Below are 17,085 nucleotides of genomic sequence, written 5' to 3' on the forward strand. Positions count from 1 at the left end.
TCAGGCGCGGCTCAGCGCGCGCATCTTCAGCTCGCACTCGAACAGGAACTCGAAGGCTTCCACCTGGCGCAGCGCGTCGCTCATGCGCGCGCCCCAGGTATACAGGCCGTGGCCGCGGATGAGGTAGCCGACGCAGTCCGGGTGCTCGTCCAGCCAGGGCTGCACGCGCAAGGCCAGCCGGGCGATGTCTTGGTCGTTGTCGAAGATCGGCACCAGCACCTGCGACTGGTGCGTGGAGATGCCGGCGAAGGCCTTCTGCAGCTCGTAGTCGGCGAACACCAGCGAATCGCTCAGGGTCAGGCGCGACAGCACGGTGGCGTTGACCGAATGGGTGTGCAGCACGGCGCCGATCTCCGGGCGCCAGCTGTACAGCTGGGTGTGCAGCAGGGTTTCGGCCGACGGCTTCTTGCCCGGCTCCAGGCTGTTGCCGGCCAGGTCGGTGGCCAGCAGGTCGTCGGGGCCGAGCTCGCCCTTGTGCTTGCCGGAGACGGTCAGCAGCACCTCGCTGTCTGTCAGGCGCGCCGAATAGTTGCTGCTCGTCGCCGGCGACCAGCCGCGGCCGTAAAGGAAACGCCCGGCCTCGATGATGGCCTGGGCCAGGTGTTCTCGTGTGGCGGTCATGCCCGGTTCTCCTGCAAACGGGTGGCAATGATAACCGCTGCGGCCAGCGCCGCCAGGCTGGCGATGCTGAAGGTCCAGCCGGCGCCCAGCGCCTTCCAGGCGTAACCCGCGTAGAGCGCGCCGAGCGCCCCGCCGGTTCCCGCCAGGGTGGCGTACAGCGCCTGGCCCTGGCCCTGCTGTCGCGCGCCGAAGGCCTGCTGGATGAAATGGATGCTCGCCGCGTGGAAGCAGCCAAAGGTCGCCGCGTGCAGGACCTGCGCAAACAGCAGCACCGCCAGGTGATCGGCGAACTGCCCGAGCAGCAGCCAGCGCAGCGCCGCCAGCAGAAAGCTCGCCAGCAGTACCCGGCGCACCGAGAAACGCCCGAGGATGCGCGCCATCGCCAGGAACAGCAGGATCTCCGCCACCACCCCGAGCGCCCAGAGCAGGCCGATGGTGCCGCGCGAGTAGCCCTGCGCCTCCAGGTGGATGCTGAGAAAGGTGTAGTAAGGTCCGTGGCTGAGCTGCATCAGCGCCACGCAGGCGAAGAACGCCAGCACCGGCGGGCGCCGCAGTTGCCGGAGGAAACCGCCCTCGCCGGCCGTTTCCGTCCGCTGCGCCGGCTCGGCCGAGGGCACCCAGGCGCTGCTGGCCAGGATCGCCGCCATCACCAGCGTCACCGCCAGCGGGTAGGCGTCCAGGCTCATCCACTCGAACAGCAGGCCGAGGCCGATCACCGCGACGATGAAGCCGATGCTGCCCCACAGGCGGATCTCGCTATAGCGGGCGGCCTGCTCGCGCAGGTGCGCCAGGGTGATGACCTCGAACTGCGGCAGCACGGCGTGCCAGAAGAAGGCATGCAGCGCCATCACCAGCGCCAGCCAGGCGTAGCTCTGGCCGAGGAAGATCAGCGAGAACGACAGCAGTGTGCAGGCCGCGCCGAGCCGCACGATGGCCAGCCGCCGGCCGGTGATGTCACCCAGCCAGCCCCAGAGGTTGGGTGCCAGGCAGCGCATGAGCATGGGGATGGCCACCAGTTCGCCGATGCGTTCGGCGGAAAAGCCAAGGTGGTCGAAATACAGCCCGAGAAAGGGCGCGGTCGCCCCGAGCAGGGCGAAGTAGCAGAAGTAGAAGCCGGACAGGCGCCAATAGGGTATCGGCTGCGTCATGACCTTTGCGTGTATCGCTGGAGGCTCAAGGCTGGACGCTGGACGAAACAGCCGTTCCGGGAAGCGTCCAGCCTCAAGCGTCCAGCCTCGAGCCGAAGGCTTCGATTCACAGTTGCCCCAACACCGGCGTGTCCACCCGCACCCCGGCATTCTGCGCCCGGTGCCGCAGCAGGTGATCCATCAGCACGATGGCCATCATCGCCTCGGCGATCGGCGTGGCGCGGATGCCGACGCAGGGGTCGTGGCGGCCCTTGGTGACCACCTCCACCGGGGCGCCGTGGACGTCGATCGAGCGGCCGGGGGTGGTGATGCTGGAGGTGGGCTTGAGCGCCAGGTGGGCGACGATCGGCTGGCCGGAGGAGATGCCGCCGAGCACGCCGCCGGCGTTGTTGGACAGGAAGCCTTCCGGGGTCAGTTCGTCGCGGTGCTCGGTGCCGCGCTGGGCGACGCAGGCGAAGCCGGCGCCGATTTCCACACCCTTGACCGCGTTGATGCTCATCAACGCGTGGGCCAGGTCGGCGTCCAGGCGGTCGAAAATCGGCTCGCCCAGGCCCGGCGGCACGCCCTCGGCGACCACGGTGATCTTCGCGCCCACCGAGTCCTGGTCGCGGCGCAGCTGGTCCATGTAGGCCTCGAGTTCGGCCACCTTGTCCGGATCGGGACAGAAGAAGGCGTTCCGCTCGACGCTGTCCCAGCTCTTGAATGCAATCTCGATCGGCCCCAGCTGGCTCATGTAGCCGCGCACCTGGATGCCGAGGGTCGCCAGGTACTTCTTGGCGATGGCGCCGGCGGCCACGCGCATGGCCGTCTCGCGCGCCGAGCTGCGGCCGCCGCCGCGGTAGTCGCGGATGCCGTACTTGTGGTGGTAGCTGTAGTCGGCGTGGGCGGGGCGGAACAGGTCCTTGATCGCCGAATAGTCCTTGGACTTCTGGTCGGTGTTGCGGATCAGCAGGCCGATGGCGGTGCCGGTGGTGCGGCCCTCGAACACCCCGGAAAGGATTTCCACCTCGTCGGCCTCCTGGCGCTGGGTGGTGTGCCGGCTGGTGCCCGGCTTGCGCCGGTCGAGGTCACGCTGCAGGTCCTCGGCGGTGAGTTCCAGGCCCGGCGGGCAGCCGTCGACGATCGCGACGAGCGCCGGACCATGGCTTTCGCCGGCGGTGGTGACGGTGAACAGCTTGCCGTAGGTGTTGCCGGACATGCAGATGCTCCGCTGAGGGCCTCGAAAAATGCGCGGCAGTATACCCTACTGGCTGCGGCGCTGACCGCCGGCACTGCAGCGCAGGCCGCGGCGGCCGATACAATCGAAACAGCCATCCACCCCGGGACGGGGATACGTCATGAGCGATACCCAAGAAACCGCCACGCAGCAACCCCAGGCACCGGCCCAGCATCCCTGGAACGGGCTGGCGCCGGAGCGCTTCCATCTGCTGCGCCTGGCGCCGCTGGCGACCGACCGCAACGGCCCGCGGCCGCTTCGCTTCGTCGAACTCGGCGAGGTGGAGCGGCACAGCCCGCAGCTCAGCCTGCTGCGCCTGACCATCCGTGTGCCCGGCGAGGCCTCGCACCGCGACCACAACCTGCTGGAGGTCTGGGCCGACCACCGCACCCGGGAGGTCCGCTTCGGCCCCGACAGCGGGCTGCGGCTGAATCCGGCCAACCGCGGACTCGGGCGCTTCCTGCTGGCGCGCGGGGCGGCCTGGGCGAAGAAGCGCTGGGGTCAGTACCAGCTCGAAGGCGGCGCGCTGGGTACCGCGGCGAACGAGGAGCAGCGCCTGATACGCGACCGCATGCTGCTGGCGCAGGGCTTCGAGGTGACCTACGCCGACGCGCGCCAGCTCAAGGCGGTCTACGCGGCGCCGAGCGTTTCGGCCCTGAGCAGCGACTGGAATCCCGAACGGGTCGGCGTGGTGCCGCTCGCCGAAGCGGGCGGCATGCTGGAGCAGGCCGACCGCAACCTGGACGCCCAGGAGAACCAGATCCGCCAGTTGAACGAGCGCATCGCCCAGCTGCGCCGCGAGGACGGCACGCTGCGTTTCACCGTCGCCTGCCTGGTCGCCTTCGCGCTGTTCCAGGGCGGCCTGCTGATCTGGATCGCGACCCGCTGAGCCTCAGTCGCCCGTACGGGACGCCAGGCGCTCGCGGAACAGCGCCTGATGCTCCCGGCACTGACGCGCTGCCAGCAGGAACACCCCGTGGCCGCCCTCGGGGAAGTCCAGCCAGGTGAAGTCCACCTCCGGGTACTGCGCCTCGACGTGCACCTGGCTGTTGCCGACCTCGACGATCAGCACGCCCTGCTCGGTCAGGTGGTCGGCCGCCTCGGCGAGAATGCACCGCACCAGGTCCAGCCCGTCGTTGCCGCAGGCCAGCCCCAGCGCCGGCTCGTGGCCATACTCGGCCGGCATGTCGGCGAAGTCTTCGGCGTCGACATAGGGCGGGTTGGACACGATCAGGTCGAAGCGCTGGCCCGGCAGCGCGTCGAAGCCGTCGCCCTGCACGGCGTAGACGCGCTCCTCGAGCCCGTGGTGCTCGATGTTGCGGTTGGCCACTTCCAGCGCGTCGAACGAGAGGTCGGCTAGCACCACCTCGGCCTCGAGGAATTCGTAGGCGCAGGCGATGCCGATGCAGCCCGAGCCGGTGCACAGGTCGAGGATGCGCGCGGGCTCGCCGGGCAGCCAGGGCTCGAAGCGGCGCTCGATCAGCTGCGCGATGGGCGAGCGCGGGATCAGCACGCGCTCGTCGACGATGAAGGGCAGCCCGCAGAACCATGCCTGGCCGAGCAGGTAGGCGGTGGGCACGCGCTCCTCGATGCGCCGCCGCAACAGCGCCTGCAGATGCTCGCGCTCGTCGTCCTCGAGGCGGCAGTCCAGGTAGCCGTCGGCCAGTTCCCAGGGCAGATGCAGGGCGCCGAGCACCAGTTGCCGCGCATCGTCCCAGGCGTTGTCGGTCCCGTGGCCGAAGAACAGCTGCTCGGCGTGGTAGCGGCTCACGGCCCAGCGGATGTGGTCGCGCAGGGTACGCAGGCGGGAGGCTGAAGCGGTCACGGCGGCATCTCCGGTGAAAAGCCGGCAAGTTTAGCCGAAGCGCGGATGCTTTTCGCTTCTTGACGCGGTATTCACCCTTGCCATAGTGATGATGGCCGATTGCATCGGGCCGGTTCATGTGGCCACAATCTCGCGCCATGACAGCCACCCTCGAACCAAGGAGTCCGTATGACCTTGCCGCAGACCATGCTTCAGCTCAGTGGCCGTGGTTACGCACCGGCGAAACTGGCCAATGCCACCTTGCTGATCATCGATGCGCAGGAGGAATACCGTAGCGGCGTGCTCGCCCTGCCCGGACTCGACGGTGCGCTGCCGGAAATCGCCCGGCTGCTCGCGGCGGCGCGCGAGGCGCGTACGCCGGTAGTCCACGTCAGGCACCTGGGCATCAGCGGCGGCCTGTTCGACCCGCAGGGCCATCGCGGTCAGATCATGCCCGAGGCCGCACCGGCGGCCGGCGAGATCGTGGTGGAAAAGCGCCTGCCCAACGCCTTCGCCGGCACCGAGCTGCATGAGACCCTGCAGCAGCTCGGGCACCTGGACCTGGTGGTGTGCGGCTTCATGACCCACTCGAGCGTCAGCACCACGGTGCGCGCCGCGAAGGACTACGGTTACCGCTGTACGCTGGTCGACCGGGCCTGCGCCACCCGCGACCTGCCGATGGGCGACCAGGTGCTGGACGCCGCCCAGGTGCACCGCATGGAAATGGCGATTCTCGCCGACAACTTCGCGGTCTGCGTCGAGGACGCCGCCGCCCTCGCCTGACGCGAGGCCCAGATGCCGCTACCTTGAAGGCAGGCGACCCGAACCGGCGGCCGGTGAACCCGACCGTCACGTTCCGGTCATAGCCCTGTTCCCGAAGAGGTAATCGGAATGAAGATATCCGATGGTTTCGACGCCCGCCGCCTGCGTCCGCAGGAGCCCAAGAGCTGGCGTCTGCGCTTCTGCGCAGCCCTCGGTGCCCTGTTCGCCCTGGTCGGCCTGCTGCTCGGCGCGCTCGGCGCGATCTCGCTGGCCGGCGGCGCAGAGGCGCTCGGCGGCCTCGGCAGCGGCCGCGACGGCGCCCTCGTCCTGCTGGCCGGCGGCGTGCTGCTGCTGTGGTTCGGCCTGTTCCTCTGGCGGCGCTGCCGGCGCCGCGGCCGCCAGCCGAACGGACTCAGCCTGTCGCCGCACCTGATGAGGAAGCGCGGCTGATCCGTGCAGCGCCCATGGCCTGCTAGAATGCCCGGCCGATGCGGAGGCCAGCATGCAAGACGACGATGATCTTTCCCTTTTCCGTAGCGCGGTGCGCGGTGTCAGGCCGCTCAGCCACGACCGCGCCGATCCCGGCAAGCCGCGGCGCAACGATGCGCAGCTGGCCACGCGTCGCGCCAGCGCCACGGTCCGCAGCGGCGAGACGCGGGTCGACGGCCTGTCCGACCAGTTCATCATCGACGTGGGTGCCGAGGACGAGCTCCTCTGGGCCCGCGACGGCGTGCAGGACAGCCAGGTGCGCAAGCTCAAGGCCGGCCAGATCGCCTTCGAGGGCAGCCTCGACCTGCACGGCCTGAGCGTCGAGAAGGCCCGCGAGCAACTGTGGGAATTCATCGCCGAAGCGGGCAAGTACGAAATCCGCTGCGTGCGCGTCACCCACGGCAAGGCGGCGCGCCTGGACGGCAAGCGGCCGCTGATCAAGAGCCACGTCAACACCTGGCTGCGCCAGCATCCGCAGGTGCTGGCGTTCGCCTCCTGCCAGCCCCGCCACGGCGGCACCGGTGCCCTGTACGTGATGCTCAGGCGAACCATGCTCGAAGGTCGCGACGAGTAGCCGGGCCGGCGGCCGAGCGAAACACTTGTCAGCCCGCCGCCCGCGCCCTACCCTGCGCGCTTCGCGCCCACACGAGGCCTCAACAGGTAGTTCAATGTCCCTGGAACAACAGTACACCGCCATCCTCAGCCAGATCGGCGAAGACGTCACCCGCGAAGGCCTGGTCGACACGCCCAAGCGCGCTGCCAAAGCCATGCAGTACCTCTGCCGCGGCTACCAGCAGACGCTCGAGGAAGTAACCAACGGCGCGCTGTTCAGCTCGGACAACAGCGAGATGGTGCTGGTGAAGAACATCGAGCTCTATTCGCTGTGCGAGCACCACATGCTGCCCTTCATCGGCAAGGCGCACGTGGCCTACCTGCCCAACGGCAAGGTGCTCGGCCTGTCGAAGGTGGCGCGGATCGTCGACATGTACGCGCGGCGCCTGCAGATCCAGGAGAACCTCACGCGCCAGATCGCCGAAGCGGTCCAGCAGATCACCGACGCCGCCGGCGTGGCGGTGGTGATCGAGGCTCAGCACATGTGCATGATGATGCGCGGCGTGGAGAAGCAGAACTCCTCGATGGTCACCTCGGTCATGCTCGGCGCGTTCCGCGAGAACGTCGCGACCCGCGCCGAATTCCTCGGCCTGGTGAACAAGTAGACCCCGAGCGCTCAGCTCAGTCGAACATGCCGACGTGCCGCGGATGGCTGGCCACGCGCGCCAGCCATTCGCGGATCGCCGGATACGCCTCCAGCGAGAACCCGCCCTCCTCGGCCACGTGCGTGTAGGCATAGAGCGCCACGTCGGCGATCGAGTAGGCCTCGCCGACCAGGTAGGGCGTGCGCCGCAGCTGCTGCTCCATGACGTTCAGGGCGTGGTAGCCGTCCAGCTGCTTGGCCTCGTACTCCGCGCGACGCTCCTTCGGCAGCCCGAGATAGAGCTTGATGTAGCGCGCCACCGCGATATAGGGCTCATGGCTGTACTGCTCGAAGAACTGCCACTGTAGCACCTGGGTGCGCAGGCGCGGATCGCTCGGCAGGAACTCGCTGCCCTCGGCGAGGAAGTTGAGGATCGCGTTCGACTCCCACAGGCAGGTGCCGTCGTCCAGCTCCAGCACCGGAATCTTGCCGTTGGGATTCTTCGCCAGGAACGCCTCGGAGCGGCTCTCGCCACGCAGCACGTTCACCGCCTCCCACTGGTACGGCTGCCCGAGCAGGTGGAGCATCAGCTTGACCTTGTAGCAGTTGCCCGAGCGGTAATCGCCATAGACCTTGTACATGTCGGTGCCTCCTAGGCCGCCTCGGCCGGCAATGCCTCGCGGATCACTTCGGCCAGGCGCCGCAGCCCCTCGCCCAGGCGCTCCGGCGGCACGTGGCTGAAGTTCAGCCGCAGGTATCCCGGGTTGCGCTCCGGCTCGACGAAGAACGGCTCGCCGGGCATGAACGCCACCTGGCGCTCGAGCGCCCTGGGCAGCAGCGCGCGGGTATCGACCGGCCGCTTCAGCGCCAGCCAGAAGAACAGTCCGCCCTGCGGCACTTCCCAATCGGCCAGATCGGCGAAGTGTTCGGTCAGCGCCAACTGCATGGCGTCGCGCCGCTCGCGGTAGAAGGCACGCAATGCCGCCAGGTGCTCACGGTAGCGCTCGCTACCCAGCCATTGCAGCGCCTGCCACTGGCCGACGCGGTTGGTATGCAGGTCGGCCGCCTGCTTCAGGCGCAGCAGATGGGGGAACAGGTCCGGGCTTGCGATCAGGTAGCCCACCCGCAGGCCCGGCAGCAGGGTCTTCGACACCGTGCCGGTATGAATCCAGCTGGCGCGCTGCAGCCGCGCCACCAGCGGGGTCGCCTCGCCGCCGTCGAACACCAGCTCGCGGTAGGGCTCGTCCTCGATCAGGGTCACCTGGAACTCGTCCAGCAGTTCGGCGACGGCACTCCGGCGCGCCTCGCTGTAGCGCACGCCCGACGGGTTCTGGAAGGTCGGAATGAGGTAGGCGAAGGCCGGCTTGTGGTTCAGCAGGCGCTCGTGCAGCGCCTCCAGATCCGGGCCTTCGGCGGTCTGCGGGACCGCCAGGCAGTCGGCGCCGAACAGCTGGAACGACTGCAGCGCGGCCAGGTAGGTCGGCGACTCCACCAGCACCTCGGTGCCGCGGTCGATGAACAGCTTCGCCGCCAGATCGAGGGTCTGCTGCGAACCGCTGACGATCAGCACCTGGCCCGCATCGCAAGCGATGCCACGGGCGCGCGCCTCGGCGGCGATCGCCTCGCGCAGCGCCGGCTCGCCCTCGCTCATGCCGTACTGGCCCATGCTCGCCGGCATCGGCGCCCAGTCCACCTGCGGCAGCATGCCCTCGGCCGGCAGCCCGCCGGCGAAGGACATCATCCCTGGCTGCTGGGCAGCGGCGAGGATTTCACGGATGAGGGAGCTTTTGAGGCGGTCGACGCGTTCGGAGAAGGCCATGGGGACACCGGTGCGGGGGCGGGAGAAATCAGTCAAACTGGTTGACCGAAACTAACGCCGCATCGATAAAAACGTCAATATGCCTGACCTAAAAAACAGCGCCGTTCAACGCCACGTCATGGAAGTGTTCTTCCGCGGCTACCAGGCGTTCACCGCCAAGCCGGACGAGATGCTCGCCCGTCGCGGCCTGTCGCGCGTGCATCACCGTATCCTGTTCTTCATCGCCAGCGACCCGGGGCTGAGCGTCAGCGCGCTGCTCGCCCGGCTCGGGGTGAGCAAGCAGGCGCTCAACACGCCGCTGCGCCAGCTGATCGAAATGGGGCTGGTGGACAGCCGGCCCGCCGAGGACGACAAGCGCAAGCGCCTGCTCGCCCTCACCGCCGACGGCGAGCAGCTGGAACAGCGGCTGCGCCGCGAGCAGATCCGCCACCTGCGGCGCGTGTTCGGGGACATGGGCGAAGCGGCGGTGGCCGCCTGGCTGTCGGTGAACCAGGCGCTGGCCGACCGGCCGCCGAAGAAGAGCGCCTAGCTCGCGTAGAGACAGGCCTCGACGTCGAGCCCGGCGTCGCGCATCTGCGCCAGCTTGTAGCGCAGCGTGCGCGGGCTGATGCCCAGGCGGTCGGCCGCTTCCTTGCGCCGACCACGCTCGGCGCGCAAGGTCTCGAGGATCATCTCGAACTCGCGGCGGCGCAGGTCCTCGCCGAGCGCGCCGGCGCTGTCCACCGCCTGCGGTCGGGAAACGGCCGCAACACTGTCGACTGCATTCATCGTCATCGCGGGCGCACTCGACGGGGTCAGGCCGATCGGTGCCGTCAGGCACAGGTCGTGCGGCTGGACCAGCCCGCCCTGGCGCAGGATCAGGGCACGCTGCACGGCGTTGTCGAGCTCGCGCACGTTGCCCGGCCAGGGGTGCTGGAGCAGACACTGCTCGGCACCAGCGGAAAAGCGTGCCGGCCCCTGCCCCAGCCTGGCCGCATGGCTGGCGAGCAGGCGCCGGGCCAGGGGCAGGATGTCCGCCGGCCGTTCGCGTAGCGGCGGCCAGGCCAGGGGAAACACCGACAACCGGTAGAACAGGTCCTCGCGGAAGCGGCCGGCTGCCACTTCCGCCGCCAGGTCGCGGTTGGTGGTGGCGATCACCCGGATGTCCAGCGGGATCGGCCGGCGCCCGCCGACCCGCTCCACCTCGCGCTCCTGCAGCACGCGCAGCAGCTTGGCCTGCAGCGCCAGCGGCATTTCGGAAATCTCGTCGAGCAGCAGCGAGCCGCCTTCGGCGAGCTCGAACTTGCCGGGCTGCGAGGCGATCGCCCCGGTGAAGGCGCCCTTCTCGTGGCCGAACAGCGTGGCCTCGAGCATGTTGTCGGGAATGGCCGCGCAGTTGATGGCGACGAAGGGCTTGCCGGCGCGCGGCGACTGCTGGTGGATGTAGCGCGCCAGCACCTCCTTGCCGGTGCCCGATTCGCCGGAGATGAGCACGGTCGAGCCGCTGCGCGCGACCCGCGCGGCCAGTGCCAGCAACTGCTGGCTGGCCGCCTCGACGGCGACCGGCCCTGCCTGGTCCCCGCCGCAATGGCCACAGGCGTGACGCGAGACCAGGCCGAGCAGCCGGCGCGGCTCGAACGGCTTGACCAGATAGTCCACGGCGCCCTGGCGCATCGCCTCGACCGCGCGCTCGACGTCGCCGTAGGCGGTCATCAGCAGCACCGGCAGCTGCGGGTAACGTGCGCGGATGGTCGCCAGCAGCGCGTGGCCGTCCATGCCCGGCATGTTCACGTCGCTGACCACCAAGGAGAAGGTCTCCTGCGAAAGCAGCGCCAGCGCCGCCTCGGCGCCGTCGACCGCTCGGTAGTCGTAGCCGCCCAGGCCCAGCGTGTCGGCCAGCGCTTCGCGCAGGGCGGGATCATCCTCGACCAATAGAATCCTGGTGCTCATGGCATCACTCTCGGTTGGCGGTCAGGTCGGCGGGCAGCAGCGGCAGCACGAGGCGCGCGCAGGTGCCGAAGCCTGACCGGGATAACAGCTTGAATTCGCCGCGATGGGCACGGGCCACCGCCTGAACCACGGCCAGGCCCAGCCCCGTGCCGGTCTGGCGGGTGGTGAAGAACGGCTCGCCGAGGCGGGCGCGGATCGCCGGCGCGACTCCCGGACCGTTGTCGCTGACGCAGATCCGCAGCCTGTCGCCGCGTGCATAGAGATGGATCTTCAGCCGCGGCTGTGGGTGCGCCGCCTGCAGGCCGTTCTCGATCAGGTTGAGCAGCGCGCCGACCAGGGTGTCGCGGTTACACAGCAGCCGCCCGGCGTGGGCGTCGCACTGCCAGCGCACCGCGGCGCCCTGCAGGTGGGTCTCGGCCGCGGCCTGCAACGCCTGCAGCAACTGCCGCGGCATCAGCCGGTCGGTCAGCGGCAGGTCGCCGCGGGCGAACACCAGCATGTCGCGCACCTGGTGCTCGAGTTCCAGCAGCCGCGCCTTGAGGCGCGCGGCGAAGCGCTGCTGCTGCTCGGCCGGCAGCGGAGCGTCACTGAGGTGGCTGGCATAGAGCAGCGCGGCGGACAGCGGCGTGCGGATCTGATGGGCCAGCGAGGCGGTCATCCGCCCCAGCGCCGACAGCCGCTCGTGACGCGCCAGCTCGGTCTGCAGGCGACGGGTTTCCGTCAGGTCGGTGAGCAGGATCAGCTGGCCGGGCTCGCCGTCCAGCGACCGCAGGGAGATGGACAGGCGGCGGCCGTCCTTCAGGGAAATCTCGTGGCCATCGTCGCGGCGCGGGGCGAAGCAGCGCGCGATGGTCGTGCGCCACAGCTCGCCCTCGAGAGGCTCGCCGAGCAGCTGCCGGGCCACCGGATTGGCTTCGCGGACCACGCCCTGGCCGTCGAGCACCACCACGCCGCCGGGCAGCGAGTCGAGCAGGCTCTGCAGGCGCTTGGCCAGGCGCTCCTTCTCGTCGAGTTCCTGTAGGCGTTGCGCGCTGACGACTTCGAGGCGGTCTTCGAGGGCGGCGACATGGGCCTGCAGCAGGCCGTGCGAATCACCGAGCTGATGGGCGATCCGCTCGACCCGCTCCAGCGACTGCCGCAGGTGCACGGGTTCCCCGCCCGAAGCGCAGGCTTCGGGACGGGCGGGACGGCTCGGCGGGGCAATCGGTTTCACAAGGCTCACTCGCTGACAGGCGTCGGAAGATTGTCACTGTCAGCGTGATTGCAAGCCCCGTGCCTGCATGAAGGATGTATGGAAGCCGGCGCGTCCGGTCAGACCTGCTCGTCCTCTTCTTCCCGGCGGCTCATGCCGTACTTGCGCATCTTCTCCACCAGCGTGGTACGGCGGATGCGCAGGCGTTCGGCGGCACGGGCGACGACGCCGCCGGCATCGTCGAGCGCCTGCTGGATCAGGCCCTGCTCCAGGTTGCCGAGGTAGTCCTTGAGGTCGAGCCCCTCGGCCGGCAGCATCGCCCGCCCTTCCTGCCCCGGCATGGGGGCGGTGATGGCGGCGCGCTCTTCCTCTTCTTCATGGATCGGCGGCATGTACTGCTCGTCGTCGTCATCGACGTGACGGAATTTCTTCGGCAGTTCGTGCACGCCGATCACGCCATAGGGATGCATGATCGCCATGCGCTCGACCAGGTTGGCCAGTTCGCGGACGTTGCCCGGCCAGTCATGCCGGCACAGCGACATGATGGCCGCGGAGTTGAAGCGGATGGAGCCGCGCTTCTCGTGCTCCATCCGCGAGATGACCTCGTTCATCAGCAGCGGGATGTCCTCGACGCGCTCGCGCAGCGGGGCCATCTCGATGGGGAAGACATTGAGCCGGTAGTAGAGGTCCTCGCGGAAGGTCCCCTCGACGATCATCTTCTCCAGGTCCTTGTGGGTGGCGGCGATGATGCGCACGTCGACGTTCTGCATGCGGTTGCTGCCGACCCGCTCGAAGGTGCGCTCCTGCAGCACGCGCAGCAGCTTGACCTGCATTGGCAGCGGCATGTCGCCGATCTCGTCGAGGAACAGGGTGCCGCCGTCGGCCAGCTCGAAGCGGCCGGCACGCGCGGTGATGGCGCCGGTGAAGGCGCCCTTTTCGTGACCGAACAGCTCGCTTTCCAGCAACTCGGCCGGGATCGCCCCGCAGTTGACCGGCACGAAGGGGGCCTGGCGGCGCTTGGAGTGATAGTGCAGGTTGCGCGCCACCACCTCCTTGCCGGTCCCCGATTCGCCGAGGATGAGGACGCTGGCGTCGGTGTCGGCGACCTGCTGCATCATCTGCCGCACGTGCTGGATGGCGCGGCTGGTGCCGACCAGGCTGCGGAACAGGTTCGGCTCGCGATGGCGGCCGCGGGTGCGCGCCTGGTCGTTCATCTCGCGATAGACCTGCGCCCGGTGCAGCGAGTCGAGCAGCTTGTTGTAGCTCGGCGGCATTTCCAGGCTCACCAGCACCCGGCGGCGGATGTCCTCCGGCCAGTCGGCCGGCGCGGGCTCGCCGATCAGCAGCAGCGGGATGTTCTCGTCCCACTGGCCGATCTGCTTGAGCAGTTCGATGGGCCCACCCTTGCTGTTGACCTGGCCGAGCATGAGGCTGTGGACGTTGCGACTGGATTCGAGCGTCTCGACGGCCTGGCGCCATTCGCTGCTGGGACAGGCCAGATGCTCTTCGCCGAGAAAATTCAGGATGACGGCCAAATCGCGGCGGCGTTCGCTGTCATCGTCAATCAACAAAATCTTGGTTTCGCGCCACATTCTTTTTCCAGGTCTCTTTTCGCCGAGATAGGAGGCCTGCCGAGACGCAACCAGGCGGGTTCGACAAACGGCAGAACGCCATTAGTTAAGTTAAAAATGCGCACTGAGTCAAATTTATGACGTGACAATTTCGCTGCGGAGCCGGGCGTCAACTTCCCGCGCGGAACAAAAGAGGCGAGCGTGCGGGCAATCCGCTGCGAAAAACCGGGAAAAGCAGGCAAACCGCCGGGCGTCCGCCTGCCTGCATGAATCAGCCGAACAGCTGATAGACCTTGGCGCCCTGCTGGGACTGATTGAGCTGCAGCAACTCGCTGGCCAGCCGACGCTTTTCGTTCTGGCACATATCGACCAACTGGCGGTAGAGATCGAGCAGCTCCTGCATGCGCTCGCGCACCAGTTCCACGTCGCGCTGGGGTTCGCGCATGGCCTCGTCGACGGCCTGGCGGCACTGCAGATCCAATTCGCCGATCGCGCTCCAGTCCTGCCGCTGCAGCGCTTCGCGCAAGGCGGTGCCCGTCTCTTCCAGGCGTTTGACCGATGCATTCATCAACAACCACTCCCGCTTCTGATCGCCGCCAGGATCGTGCGGCCGTCATCCGAGCAGCCGTCTGTGGCTGCTGCTTCCCTCTTATCGGCACCGGTGCGCGCACCTTTAGCTCAATATCGGCTGCGCAGTCCCGGCGGTACGCTCGGCGCGGGCACCGGCTCCCAGGGGCCTTCGGGGCGCGGCGCACACAGCCAGTCACCGTCCCAGCGATAGTAGAGCCGCTCGCGGTAGAACAGCTCAGAGCCCTCCACCACGTAGACGCCCAGCCGGTTGTCCCAGTGCGCGTCGACATGCGGTGGCGGCGCATAGCGCGGGTGGCTTTTCTGCGTGGCCGGCGGGCGGGGCGCCGGCGTGCTCTGCACCGGCGGCGGGGTGATCACCGGACGGCTGGGCTCCTGCGCCGGCGGAACGGGTTCGGGCGCCGGCTGCGGTGCCGGCTGGCTGCTGTAGGGATTGCCGGCACAGGCGGCCAGCCCGAGGGCCAGCCCCAGGATGGCCACGCCTCGTCCCAACCGCCCCGCCACCCGCTGGCTGTCCCGCATGCCCTTCTCCATTCCGTTACCGCGTTGTCAGGTCACTCCGGCCGGTCCACCGAGAGTTCAACCGGCCCATCGGCCGCCGACGGCTCGAGCGGTTCGCTCTGGCCCAGCCACTCCCCGCGCATGGCGTCGCCCTCGCGGGACACGCGCGCCATCAATCTGATCCTATCGAAGCCCGACAGTTTCAACTGCGGCATCATCGCGTCGGCGTCGCTCAGCGTCACGGTCGCCGGCAACTGGTCGACCGACAGGCGCTTGACCGCCAGCGGCATCGGCGGGCCCGAGACCGCGCGGGCGAAGACGAACACGCTGTCGCCCGGCTGCACCTGCGCCCTCACCTCGGGCGCGAGGCTGACCCGCACCTGCAGCTCGGTGGCCGGCGCTTCGGCCTGCCCCTGCGCCGGCGCAGCGCCGCCGTCGATCTGTGCACGGGCGCGCTCGATGCCGGCGCGGATCGCCTGGCGCGACGGGTCCTCCTGCGGCAGGGTCGCCACCAGGCGCTCCCAGAAATCCACCGCCTCCTGGAAGCGGCCGTCCTCGAAGGCGGCGATGCCGAGCAGCCCGAGGCTGGTGCTGTCGTGCGGGTCGCCGCGCAGGGCTTCCTCGGTCAGCGTCTGCAGCTGCGGCGTCCACTTGCGGCCCTCGGCGAAGTACAGCGCCTGCGCCCATTGGCCGAGCAGTTCGGGCTGGCGTCCGGCCAGCTCGACCACCCGTTCGAAGGCCTTGGCCGCCTCCGCCGAGCGCTCCTGCGCCATGTAGGCACGCCCCAGGAAGTACCAGCCCTCGGCCGATTCCGGCTGGGCGCGTACCGCCTGTTCCAGGCGGCCGATCATGTCCTCGACCGAGCGCGGCTGCTCGGCGAACTGCCGGGCCAGTTGCAGCCTGTCGCTCGCGCCCCAGTGCAGGTAGAGGCCGAAGGCCACGGCCGGCACCAGCAGGGTCGCCAGCAACGGCACCGCCCGTCCGAGCCGGGCACCCTTGCGGGCCTCGGCGCCCTCGGTGTCCTCGAGCAGCTCGCGGGCCGCCTCGACGCGGCCCGCCTCGTGCTGTTCACCGGACAGCGTGCCGGCCGCGCGCTGGGCATCCAGCTCGGCCAGGCGCTCCTGATAGAGGGCCACGTTGAGGGCCGTGCGGTCCTCTTCGGCCTGCGACCGCCGACCACGAACCAGCGGCAGCAGCAGGAACGCCAGCGCCGCCAGCAACAGCAGGCCGGCGCCAATCCACAGATCGATCATTTCCTGTTTTCCAGCAGCGAGGCGAGGCGTTCACGCTCGGCCTCGGAAAGCGAATGGTTCTCGGGGCGGGCTGCCCCGCGGCGACGGCGCACGAGCATCACGACCACCACCCCGAAGCCGATCACCAGCAGGCCGGCGGGGCCGTACCAGAGCAGCAGCGTGGTGCTGTTGAGCGGCGGCCGGTAGCGCACGAAGTCGCCGTAGCGGGCCACCAGGTAATCGACGATTTCGTCGTTGCTGCGGCCCTCTTCCAGCATCCGGTAGATTTCCCGGCGCAGGTCCATGGCGATCGGCGAGTTGGAGTCGGCGATGTTCTGGTTCTGGCACTTCGGGCAGCGCAGTTCCTCGGTCAGCGTGCGGTAACGCTCGCGCTCGGCTTCGCTGTCGAATTCGTAGGTATCGATGGCCGCATGGGCAACCGTGAGGCCCAGGCCGAACACCAGGGCGGCGATCAGGCGCTTCATCACTGGTCCACCAGTTCCTGGTACAGCGGGGCGATCTGCTCGCGCCAGACGCGCTCGTCGATCACGCCCACGTACTTGTGCCGGATGATGCCGTCCTTATCGATGAGGAAGGTCTCGGGCGCGCCGTACACGCCCAGGTCCAGGCCGAGGTTGCCGTCGGCATCGCTGACGTTCAGCTGGTAGGGATCGTGGAAGTCGCGCAGCCAGACCTGCGCGGCGGCGTTGTCGTCCTTGTAGTTGATGCCGTGGATCACCACGCCCTGGGACGCGAGCTGGTTGAGCACCGGGTGCTCGACCTTGCAGGCCACGCACCAGGTGCCCCAGACGTTGACCAGCGCCGCCCGGCCCTTGAGGTCGGCCTCGGTGATCGCCGGCTCGCCTGCCTGAACCGAGGGCAGGGAAAAGGCCGGGAAGGGCTTGCCGATCAGCGCCGAGGGCAGCTCGGAGGGATCGAGGAACAGGCCGCGGTAAAGGAACACTGCCACGCCGAGGAAGATCACCAGCGGCAACAGCAACAGCACACGTCTCATCGG

The 17,085-nt window shown here is 68.9% G+C and carries 20 protein-coding genes; 6 read left to right on the forward strand and 14 right to left on the reverse strand.

The window, feature by feature from the left end:
- The 3 genes from H610_RS0109470 to aroC form a co-directional block, all read right to left on the reverse strand.
- The gene (locus H610_RS0109470; RefSeq protein WP_028239429.1) at positions 1-621 is read right to left on the reverse strand and encodes a methylthioribulose 1-phosphate dehydratase; all 621 of its coding nucleotides are present in this window, start codon (positions 619-621) and stop codon (positions 1-3) included.
- Positions 618-1,769 (reverse strand): MFS transporter, encoded by a 1,152-nt coding sequence (locus H610_RS0109475; RefSeq protein WP_028239430.1) that lies wholly within the window; start codon positions 1,767-1,769, stop codon positions 618-620. The genes H610_RS0109470 and H610_RS0109475 overlap by 4 nt, the downstream gene beginning before the upstream one ends.
- A gap of 106 nt (positions 1,770-1,875) precedes the next feature.
- Positions 1,876-2,967 carry a chorismate synthase gene (aroC, locus tag H610_RS0109480; protein WP_028239431.1) on the reverse strand — a complete coding sequence of 364 codons (1,092 nt, stop codon included), beginning with the start codon at positions 2,965-2,967 and terminating at the stop codon, positions 1,876-1,878.
- A 139-nt stretch (positions 2,968-3,106) separates the two neighbouring features.
- Between aroC and H610_RS0109485 the strand changes: the two genes are divergently transcribed.
- The gene (locus tag H610_RS0109485; RefSeq protein WP_028239432.1) at positions 3,107-3,874 is read left to right on the forward strand and encodes a hypothetical protein; all 768 of its coding nucleotides are present in this window, start codon (positions 3,107-3,109) and stop codon (positions 3,872-3,874) included.
- A 3-nt stretch (positions 3,875-3,877) separates the two neighbouring features.
- Here H610_RS0109485 and prmB read toward each other — a convergent pair whose 3' ends face one another.
- Entirely contained in the window at positions 3,878-4,810 is a 933-nt protein-coding gene (prmB, locus tag H610_RS0109490; RefSeq protein ID WP_028239433.1) for a 50S ribosomal protein L3 N(5)-glutamine methyltransferase, read from the reverse strand.
- A 168-nt stretch (positions 4,811-4,978) separates the two neighbouring features.
- On the opposite strand from prmB, the gene H610_RS0109495 reads away from it, so the two are divergent.
- The 4 genes from H610_RS0109495 to folE all read left to right on the forward strand — a co-directional run bounded on the left by H610_RS0109495 (position 4,979) and on the right by folE (position 7,257).
- Positions 4,979-5,572: a cysteine hydrolase family protein gene (locus H610_RS0109495; RefSeq protein ID WP_028239434.1), complete on the forward strand. Its 594-nt coding sequence runs from the start codon at positions 4,979-4,981 to the stop codon at positions 5,570-5,572.
- Positions 5,573-5,680: 108 nt separating this feature from the next.
- Entirely contained in the window at positions 5,681-6,001 is a 321-nt protein-coding gene (locus H610_RS0109500) for a hypothetical protein (RefSeq protein ID WP_028239435.1), read from the forward strand.
- Between the two features lie 52 nt (positions 6,002-6,053).
- Positions 6,054-6,614, forward strand: coding sequence for a Smr/MutS family protein (locus H610_RS0109505; protein ID WP_028239436.1), 561 nt, complete (start codon positions 6,054-6,056; stop codon positions 6,612-6,614).
- 94 nt (positions 6,615-6,708) lie between these two features.
- Positions 6,709-7,257 carry a GTP cyclohydrolase I FolE gene (gene folE, locus H610_RS0109510; RefSeq protein WP_028239437.1) on the forward strand — a complete coding sequence of 183 codons (549 nt, stop codon included), beginning with the start codon at positions 6,709-6,711 and terminating at the stop codon, positions 7,255-7,257.
- A 16-nt stretch (positions 7,258-7,273) separates the two neighbouring features.
- Here folE and H610_RS0109515 read toward each other — a convergent pair whose 3' ends face one another.
- Together H610_RS0109515 and H610_RS0109520 are read right to left on the reverse strand one after the other, a co-directional pair.
- Positions 7,274-7,876, reverse strand: coding sequence for a glutathione S-transferase family protein (locus H610_RS0109515; protein ID WP_028239438.1), 603 nt, complete (start codon positions 7,874-7,876; stop codon positions 7,274-7,276).
- An 11-nt stretch (positions 7,877-7,887) separates the two neighbouring features.
- Positions 7,888-9,054, reverse strand: coding sequence for an aminotransferase-like domain-containing protein (locus tag H610_RS0109520; RefSeq protein ID WP_028239439.1), 1,167 nt, complete (start codon positions 9,052-9,054; stop codon positions 7,888-7,890).
- Between the two features lie 79 nt (positions 9,055-9,133).
- Between H610_RS0109520 and H610_RS0109525 the strand changes: the two genes are divergently transcribed.
- Positions 9,134-9,583 (forward strand): MarR family winged helix-turn-helix transcriptional regulator, encoded by a 450-nt coding sequence (locus H610_RS0109525; protein ID WP_028239440.1) that lies wholly within the window; start codon positions 9,134-9,136, stop codon positions 9,581-9,583.
- Here the strand turns inward: H610_RS0109525 and H610_RS0109530 are convergent.
- The 8 genes from H610_RS0109530 to H610_RS0109565 form a co-directional block, all read right to left on the reverse strand.
- Positions 9,580-10,983 carry a sigma-54-dependent transcriptional regulator gene (locus H610_RS0109530; protein ID WP_028239441.1) on the reverse strand — a complete coding sequence of 468 codons (1,404 nt, stop codon included), beginning with the start codon at positions 10,981-10,983 and terminating at the stop codon, positions 9,580-9,582. The two genes, H610_RS0109525 and H610_RS0109530, sit on opposite strands and share 4 nt — an antisense overlap.
- 4 nt (positions 10,984-10,987) lie before the next feature.
- Positions 10,988-12,130, reverse strand: a complete 1,143-nt coding sequence (locus H610_RS0109535; protein ID WP_028239442.1) for a sensor histidine kinase — start codon at positions 12,128-12,130, stop codon at positions 10,988-10,990.
- 164 nt (positions 12,131-12,294) lie between these two features.
- Entirely contained in the window at positions 12,295-13,767 is a 1,473-nt protein-coding gene (locus tag H610_RS0109540; RefSeq protein ID WP_028239443.1) for a sigma-54 dependent transcriptional regulator, read from the reverse strand.
- Positions 13,768-14,017: 250 nt separating this feature from the next.
- Entirely contained in the window at positions 14,018-14,314 is a 297-nt protein-coding gene (locus H610_RS0109545; protein WP_028239444.1) for a flagellar protein FliT, read from the reverse strand.
- Between the two features lie 110 nt (positions 14,315-14,424).
- A complete protein-coding gene (locus tag H610_RS0109550) occupies positions 14,425-14,856 on the reverse strand; it encodes a hypothetical protein (RefSeq protein WP_051231642.1) in 432 nt (143 codons plus the stop codon).
- Between the two features lie 32 nt (positions 14,857-14,888).
- The gene (gene ccmI / locus H610_RS0109555; RefSeq protein WP_028239446.1) at positions 14,889-16,088 is read right to left on the reverse strand and encodes a c-type cytochrome biogenesis protein CcmI; all 1,200 of its coding nucleotides are present in this window, start codon (positions 16,086-16,088) and stop codon (positions 14,889-14,891) included.
- Positions 16,085-16,552, reverse strand: coding sequence for a cytochrome c-type biogenesis protein (locus tag H610_RS0109560; RefSeq protein WP_028239447.1), 468 nt, complete (start codon positions 16,550-16,552; stop codon positions 16,085-16,087). The genes ccmI and H610_RS0109560 overlap by 4 nt, the downstream gene beginning before the upstream one ends.
- Positions 16,552-17,082 carry a DsbE family thiol:disulfide interchange protein gene (locus tag H610_RS0109565; RefSeq protein ID WP_028239448.1) on the reverse strand — a complete coding sequence of 177 codons (531 nt, stop codon included), beginning with the start codon at positions 17,080-17,082 and terminating at the stop codon, positions 16,552-16,554. The genes H610_RS0109560 and H610_RS0109565 overlap by 1 nt, the downstream gene beginning before the upstream one ends.
- Positions 17,083-17,085: the final 3 nt, after the last annotated feature.

This window comes from Stutzerimonas azotifigens DSM 17556 (assembly GCF_000425625.1).
Lineage (GTDB): Bacteria > Pseudomonadota > Gammaproteobacteria > Pseudomonadales > Pseudomonadaceae > Stutzerimonas > Stutzerimonas azotifigens.